The organism is Haliscomenobacter sp., from assembly GCF_041740695.1.
Lineage (GTDB): Bacteria > Bacteroidota > Bacteroidia > Chitinophagales > Saprospiraceae > Haliscomenobacter.
Map to the genome: position 1 here is coordinate 19,795 of NZ_JBGSLK010000110.1, position 7,288 is coordinate 27,082.

The following is a 7,288-nucleotide window of genomic DNA, read 5'->3' on the forward strand; positions in this document are numbered from 1 at the left end:
TGTAGGACTAAAGGAACGAAGGTAGATTTTAAGGTGCGTAGCACCGCAACTTTTCAGCTGTTCCGGTGCTACGCACCTTAAGTGCACTGCTTGGCCGATATGCTACAGACGTTTAGCGGCTCTGCCGCTGGTCGTAAACACAAAATGGTGTAATTTGTATAACTATTTGTCGCAACAACTTTATAAAACTTAGAGTCGGCGACAACTCCTCAACTAAAAACATGACTGGAGCCTTTCGCATTGCCCGCGTTTTCAACATACCGGTGCGGGTACATTGGAGTTTTTTTGTCCTGGTATTGGGCTATGTTTTGTACGCAGGATACGATACCGATTGGGACAAAACCGCGATGCTGTGGTCGGGGATTTTTGTACTGGTGCTGTTCTTTTTAGTGGTTTTGCACGAGTTTGGACATGCCCTTACCGCTCGGCGCTATGGCGTCAATACGCGGGACATCATCTTGTTGCCCATTGGCGGGGTCGCCCGACTGGATCACTTGCCCGAAAAACCTGCCCACGAATTTTGGGTCGCCATTGCCGGGCCTTTGGTCAATGTTGCCCTGGCTATGCTTTTTAGTCTCTACTTGTTCCGATTTACTCCCGATCAACGCTGGGAAATCATGAACGGGGTGGTTTTTGCCAAAGGCAATTTTTTCCTGAACGACTACTCCAATTTTGACCGTTTCATCTTTTTTATGGCCTGGCTCAATGTCATTTTGGCCACCTTCAACCTCATCCCAGCCTTTCCGATGGATGGCGGCCGGATTTTGCGGGCACTACTTTCGATTGGCCTGGGCCGTCTGAATGCCACCATGATTGCAGCACGTATTGGTCAATTGTTAGCGCTGGGGATGATCGCCTGGGGCATCTGGCAAAGCAATCCGATGTATGCCCTGATTGGACTATTCATCTTGTTTACCGCCGAAAATGAATACCGCTCGGTACGCATGGAGAACATGGTGGGCAAACTCAAGGTGGATCAATTGATGCGGGGCAATTTTTCGCGGGTCTACCTCGACGATAGCATGCAACAAGTTTTGAACATCTATGCCGAAGGTTTGGAACGGAATTTTTTGGTGTTCGACCAATGGCAAAACCTGATGGGCGTACTGCCAGAATTTAAACTCTTGGATGCGCGTAAAAAAAAGGACTTACAAGCCCCGGTGAGCAAATACATGTTGCCCGATATTTATCCTTTGGTGAGTGCCGAAAATTTGCGGCAGGCTTTTGGGATTCTGCAAGTTTCGGATGTGGGCGCACTCCCGGTTTACAATCCCTGGAATCGTTTGGTGGGAGTGTTGGATGAACACCATTTTTCGCAGGATTTGAAGAAAAGGATGAAGGGGCGGAAGTGGTTTGGGAAGGATTGAAACATTCGGCATCCCAAATCTCGATACTTGTAAGCGCCTCTGGCGCATCATTACTGAGGTGATTCCTTAAGTGTCTTAGGTTTCTTAGGTGGTGAAAATATACCCTGCTACGCAGGTTTTTTCTTTTTTACCACCTAAGAAACTTAAGACACCATAGAGACACCTTAGGGCCTATATCTTCACCACCTTCCCGGTCTTCACGGACTTGTAAATCGCTTCTACCACCCGAATATCCCGCAGCCCCTCTTCTCCCGGCGCGATTAAATCCGTACCCGCCATCAGCGCTGCACAATCCTCATCCATCTGTTTGGCCTGTTGGCTTTTGATCGCAAAATTGATGATCGTACCATCCGACATGCTGCCTTTGTTGCCATTGTAACCAGACTGGGGCTCCATTTTGAGCCAGCCCTTTTCATAATTGATCTGGAGGTAATTCATGTTGATGCCAAAACTGGTTTGGCAGGAAGCCCGCGCACCGCTGGGGAATTCCAACATGAACATCATCGTTTCTTCCACCTCCTTGTAAATTTCTGGACGGGTAGTCGAAGCCTGGGCAAACACACTAATCGGTTCTTCCCCCGTGGCCAGGCGGGCACCTTGTAGCGCATACACGCCCATGTCCCCCATCACACCGCCGCCGAGGGCCTTGTTTTGTTTCCAGTGGTTGGTGCGCCCGTCGAAGTATCCGGCGGCGCTGGTCACCATTTTCACCTTGCCAAATTTTTGTTCCTTGGCCACTTTCATGTAAGCCTGAATATTGGGATCGTGTTGGCAGCGGTAGCCAATGGCGAGTTTGACTTTGTTGTCATTGCAGGCTTTGATCATCGCTTCACAATCCGCTACGGAAGGGGCCATGGGTTTTTCACAAAATACGTGTTTGCCCGCTTTGGCCGCCCGCACCACGTACTCGCGGTGCATAGATGGAGGCAGCACTACATACACCACATCGATGTCGGGATTATTGGCGATTTGGTCAAAGTTTTGGTAGTTGTAGCAGTTTTTGTCCGGGATGTTGTACTTCTTTTTCCAGGTTTCGGCCTTTGCTGGGGTACCCGTTACAATACCTGCCAAGTAGGCCTTTTCGGTCAGTTGCAGCGCTGGAGCGAGCAGGTCGGTGCTGTAGTAACCGAGGCCCACCAGGGCAATGCCCAGCTTGTCTTTGGGTCGAAAGCTGCCCGAAAACAAGGCCGGTGAAGACAACAGCGTAGCGGCACCCGCCATGGCTGTTTTGGACAAAAAGTCGCGACGTTTCATTTTCATGCTACTGTTTTTGTGGGTTAATGTTTATAGCTACCTAGCTGGTGCTGGTGGTGTTGGGGCCAATTTTTCCAATTCTTCCACCGTCCAGGCTTTTTTCACTTTTTTGTGCTGGTCTCGGATTTTTTTTACCTCCTCTGGCTGTACCATCATCAGGGCTTTATTGCGGGCAGCGGCACCTTGGTTGGCGGCAAACTCATAGCGTCCATAACTTAAAACGGCGGCAACCCACTCATCCGTATTGTCTTTCATGGCGGGCATTTCACTAAGGAAGGTTTTGCCCTCGATTGGCCCTTTTAGTCCGTGCAGGAGGATGCGGATAGCGTTTGATTTATCTCCATGCAAACGTTTTGAACCCACCAAAACTGGAGCAGCGTTACTGGCCAAACCCTTTCCATCTCCACCGTGGCAAGGCGAACACATCGACTGGTAAATCTGAGCGCCTTCGAGGAGCAATTTCCGATCGGAAGCCGCGAAACTGCCCAGGCGGCGGCCATACAATTTAAAATCTTCGTGTTTGTCCATGCTGGCCTTGCTGCTGCGGAGCATTTCATGGTTGGCGTTTTGGCTCAAGATATCCTGGGCGATTTTTTGAACTTGGGCATTTTTACTGGAGCCTAAAGACAAAAGCAACTGGACTTTTACATCGTCATTTGGATCAGTGGTCATTTTACCCAATTGGGCAATCAGCTCGGCATCATTCTGCTTGATGTAGGTTTCACCAATCCAGATCGCGGCCCGGCGAATTTGAGGATCGCTATCCTTCAGCGCAGCGCTGAGCAAGTCTTTGCTGATGGCGTCCAAGCCTTCCAAAGTCCATAAGGCATGCAAACGCCCCAGGGCTGAAGGTGCTTTGGGCAGTGCGCCTTGCTGGCCGAGCGCCATTTGTTTCAGGGCAGGAATAACCGATTTGTCGCCCAACGAGATCAGTTGTTTTTGGGCATTGTCCCGCCACCAACCATTGGCATGATCCAGGTGAGGCAGCAATGTGCTGGCCGGAACATCCAGCATTTTTGGCTTGGGGCCGGGTTGGTAATCATCGTGTACCAGCCGCCAGATCCGGCCACGCTGATTGTATTTTGCCAGATCGTATTGTTCAATTTTGTTGCGCAAAAAACTCCCCTTGCGCGTCCAGTTGGATTCCTGAATGATGCCTCGGTTCATGTCCACCACATAGAGGAGGCCATCTGGGCCAGTGTATAAATTGACCGGGCGGAAGAAAAAATCGGTACTGGCGATGAATTCCTGGCGCTCGTAAGCATTTTCAAGGTAAGTTTTGCCCCCACGGTTGATCACTTTGGCCCGCCGGACGATGCGCGCTACTGGCTCATTGATCAGGTAATCGCCAACCAAGTCAGCGGGAAGGCGGTCGCCTCTAAAAATGGCTTGGCCGTTTGCTGCGGTAAAGTGATTCAGGGTGCTGTCTTTGCGCAATCTTTTGGGGCCACCTTGTACATCGGGATTGGCAATGCTGGACCATACCGGGCTGAATTTTTCTTCACTGTAGGCATCCGCAAACTCTAAAGCGCCGTATTTCGGATTGATTTGAAAACCGGAACCCGCGTTTTCGCCCCCACCCCGGCTAAAGAACAAACGGCCATAGTCGTCATGCGTCAATCCCCATTGGCCATTGGAGCCGCTGTGCAGGGAGTCCGGCTGGAGCATGCCATTGACGTAGCGAAAACGAACGGGGTCAACGGTTTGGTAGATGTAATTGTCGAGGTTCCAATCCAGGCCACTACGCTGGTGCTCCAAATTCCCGGGAGCTACTTTTCCTACGGAGTACACGGCTCTTTTTTCGTCGGCTACACCATCGCCGTTGGTGTCTTTGTAGCTGTAAATGTCGTAGGTGTCGGTTTCATTGACCAGTAGTTCGTGGTTGACACAAAGGAGCATCCGGGGCAAGACTAAATCTTTGATAAAAACCGAACGTTTGTCCATTTTGCCATCGTTGTTGGTGTCTTCCAGGAGGATTACCCGGCTCTTTTTTTCTTTGGTTCCGGTGCCGTCGGCATCCTGGGTGTAGGTTTCCATTTGGGCAACGTACATTTTGGCGTCGCCGTCCCAGGTAATCACTACAGGCTCGGTGATCATGGGTTCACTGGCCACCAATTCCATGTGGTAACCCTTGGGAACAATGAATGCTTTTTGGCTTTGAGCAGGGCTCAGCAGCTCAATGGAAAAAGGAGCGATTGGAGGCAAATTGATACTATCGTTGGTGCTGACTACGGCAGTTGTTGGTGCAGGACTTTGGGTGCTGGCCAGCTGGGTATCCTTTTGAACTTTGCAGGCATACAGTACAAAAAATGCCAATAGGCAGAATAGAATGGTATTCCTTCTCATTTTTGTTTGTTTGATAGTTTGTTGTAACTCACTTTAATTCCTTATGTGGAACCGGAGCAAAAGACCTCAGCAAATTATATAAAATTGGGAAATTTGTGCTGGTATAACTTTTACAATTTTGATGAAAGTCTCTTCCGTGCTAACAGTTTATGAATTTAAAGCTTCTTGGCTTCTTTCTCGATGGTTTTTTTGACTAGTTCCCAACTCAAAGAAGTATCAAAAACAGCAGGTACATCATCCTCTTCAGCATCTTCAAAATAGGTGACGCTTTTGAGCACTAGAAACTCAGAACCATCTCTGTATTTGGCATTGTACGCATCAAATAGGTGACGAAGCGTATAGGTTTGAAGCAAAAAAAACAGATCGAAAAAATCTCTTTTGCGGCCACGATTGGTAATGGCGGCAAGCTTCATTGCACCAATGTCCAGTGTAGATAAAAGCCTTACGCCGTCAATCTCGTTCACAGGTTGTAACAACGGATATCGATAGCGTACAAAATCAGTTTTAACGCCACTGGTATTTAGTATCAGAATTGCACGGCTTTGGCTGATTATACTTACTTCTGCTATATCCTGTAAAGCATCTAGAATTTCGATAGGCTCAAAATTGACATCGCCGAAAAAATCTAGATCCACGGATATTCGATGCCCAATTTGTAAAGCAAGCGCAGTACCTCCAGCCAAATTGAACTCCGCTAAAGCAGGCAATTGCATAAGTTCTTTTAATAGTCCCAATGTTGTGGGGTAGACTGTTGAAGTATGTAGCATCGAAATTCTGACTTAGGTTTTTCAAAGTAGAAGCTCAAAAAATTCAGGGTTTTTTTATCCAGGTAGCGCTCTTGCAACATCTCATCTCTGACGCGTTCGGATCCGTAATAAGCCAGAATGGCTTGCCAGTCTGCCAAAGTTCCATACATAACAACTCGGCCAATAACATAACGTGCCTTGGCATCGTAGTCGAGCTTACTGGCGTCGATGTCCCAGAATAGAATCGGTGGAAGTTGCAAGGTACTGGTCATGAGAAATTGAGTCTGTCGAATGGTTGAGTCATTACTACAAAAGTAAAGGAAATTTGGATTAAGAAGTCGGTTGATTTTGAAGAATATTGCTTCAGAAGTATTACACAGGAAAAATATCGACTGAGTTGTTTGCATTATTGTTAAAGCAATTATATATTTGGGTATTCTATTGAGGCCTACCTTTCTACATTCACCATTCTACTGCTTTTATTGCTTCTTTAAGTTCCATTCGAGCTAAAATCTTCCGATAATCGAAACGGATTTTCAGGCTATAATCATTGGCAGTAAAGACTCAATACATTTTAGTAACCCGTGCCTAGAAAAAGGCGGATAATCTGGGTTAGATAGCTAATCCAAAATGGTTAAATCATTAACAATAGATATACAATGGCGACTGTAATTGACAACATAGAATTGGATGAAACTAATGTTGAATTTAACTATGCTTCAGATTTTGTCAAGCATACGGATCGACTTATTTATTTAACTGGCAAAGCGGGAACTGGGAAAACTACTTTTTTGAAATATTTAAAAGAAACGACTACTAAAAATACAGTAGTTCTTGCTCCGACAGGGGTGGCGGCTATAAATGCGGGCGGGCAAACAATTCATTCTTTCTTTCAAATTAGACCTAGCGTTTATATTCCGAACGACAAAAGGTTAAGAATCCTACCTGATCCACAGGATGAAGATAGAAGTACGATATATAACCATTTCACCTACTTTAAAGAAAGGCTTGAAATTATACGAGGATTAGAACTTTTAATCATAGATGAAATTTCCATGGTTCGCTGTGATTTACTCGATGTAGTTGACAGACTTTTAAGGGTTTTTAGAAAAAGAGAAAACGAACCCTTTGGAGGCGTTCAAGTAATTCTCATTGGGGATACATTTCAATTACCCCCAATCGCTGATTTTGAGCAATGGGATATTTTAGGGCGTTTTTATGAAAGCCCTTTCTTTTTTAGCTCGAAAGTTATCAAAAATAATAAGCCTGTCTATATTGAGCTTAAAAAAATTTATAGACAAAATGAAAAAGAATTTATAGAACTTCTCAATAGAGTGAGAGTTAATCAAGTTACACAAAATGAATTAAATTTATTAAATTCGAAATACGATCCGTTGTTTTCCCCAAATGGGAACACAAATTATATCACTCTTGCAGGGTGTAATTCAAATTGTCGCACCTCATCATTAAGCTGCGGATTTCCTGAAAATATTAGTGATGAGATCGAATTTTTGGCTGCGTAAAGCGACCCTAAGTTTGATCATCTTATCGCAACCATCATCAGACCAGCGTTGC

The 7,288-nt window shown here is 46.1% G+C and carries 6 protein-coding genes; 2 read left to right on the plus strand and 4 right to left on the minus strand.

Translation table 11 applies throughout. From position 1 onward, the window contains the following. Positions 1–221: 221 nt before the first annotated feature. Complete coding sequence (locus tag ACEW9O_RS22020; protein WP_373552367.1) at positions 222–1,367, plus strand: site-2 protease family protein; 1,146 nt, start codon at positions 222–224, stop codon at positions 1,365–1,367. Positions 1,368–1,538: 171 nt separating this feature from the next. Here the strand turns inward: ACEW9O_RS22020 and ACEW9O_RS22025 are convergent, their stop codons facing one another. From ACEW9O_RS22025 to ACEW9O_RS22040, 4 genes are all read right to left on the minus strand, one after another. Next, positions 1,539–2,627, minus strand: coding sequence for a Gfo/Idh/MocA family oxidoreductase (locus tag ACEW9O_RS22025; RefSeq protein ID WP_373552368.1), 1,089 nt, complete (start codon positions 2,625–2,627; stop codon positions 1,539–1,541). Between the two features lie 30 nt (positions 2,628–2,657). Then, positions 2,658–4,967, minus strand: a complete 2,310-nt coding sequence (locus ACEW9O_RS22030; protein WP_373552369.1) for a c-type cytochrome — start codon at positions 4,965–4,967, stop codon at positions 2,658–2,660. Between the two features lie 155 nt (positions 4,968–5,122). Then, entirely contained in the window at positions 5,123–5,680 is a 558-nt protein-coding gene (locus ACEW9O_RS22035; RefSeq protein WP_373552370.1) for a nucleotidyl transferase AbiEii/AbiGii toxin family protein, read from the minus strand. 8 nt (positions 5,681–5,688) lie between these two features. Continuing rightward, positions 5,689–5,985 (minus strand): hypothetical protein, encoded by a 297-nt coding sequence (locus tag ACEW9O_RS22040; RefSeq protein ID WP_373552371.1) that lies wholly within the window; start codon positions 5,983–5,985, stop codon positions 5,689–5,691. A 387-nt stretch (positions 5,986–6,372) separates the two neighbouring features. Between ACEW9O_RS22040 and ACEW9O_RS22045 the strand changes: the two genes are divergently transcribed. Further along, positions 6,373–7,236: an AAA family ATPase gene (locus ACEW9O_RS22045; protein WP_373552372.1), complete on the plus strand. Its 864-nt coding sequence runs from the start codon at positions 6,373–6,375 to the stop codon at positions 7,234–7,236. Positions 7,237–7,288: the final 52 nt, after the last annotated feature.

Coding starts and splice junctions, on each gene's coding strand:
- ACEW9O_RS22045 (WP_373552372.1), top strand. CDS start 6,373: ATGGCGACTGTAATTGACAACATAGAATTGGATGAAACTAATGTTGAA.
- ACEW9O_RS22035 (WP_373552370.1), bottom strand. CDS start 5,680: ATGCAATTGCCTGCTTTAGCGGAGTTCAATTTGGCTGGAGGTACTGCG.
- ACEW9O_RS22020 (WP_373552367.1), top strand. CDS start 222: ATGACTGGAGCCTTTCGCATTGCCCGCGTTTTCAACATACCGGTGCGG.
- ACEW9O_RS22040 (WP_373552371.1), bottom strand. CDS start 5,985: ATGACCAGTACCTTGCAACTTCCACCGATTCTATTCTGGGACATCGAC.
- ACEW9O_RS22030 (WP_373552369.1), bottom strand. CDS start 4,967: ATGAGAAGGAATACCATTCTATTCTGCCTATTGGCATTTTTTGTACTG.
- ACEW9O_RS22025 (WP_373552368.1), bottom strand. CDS start 2,627: ATGAAAATGAAACGTCGCGACTTTTTGTCCAAAACAGCCATGGCGGGT.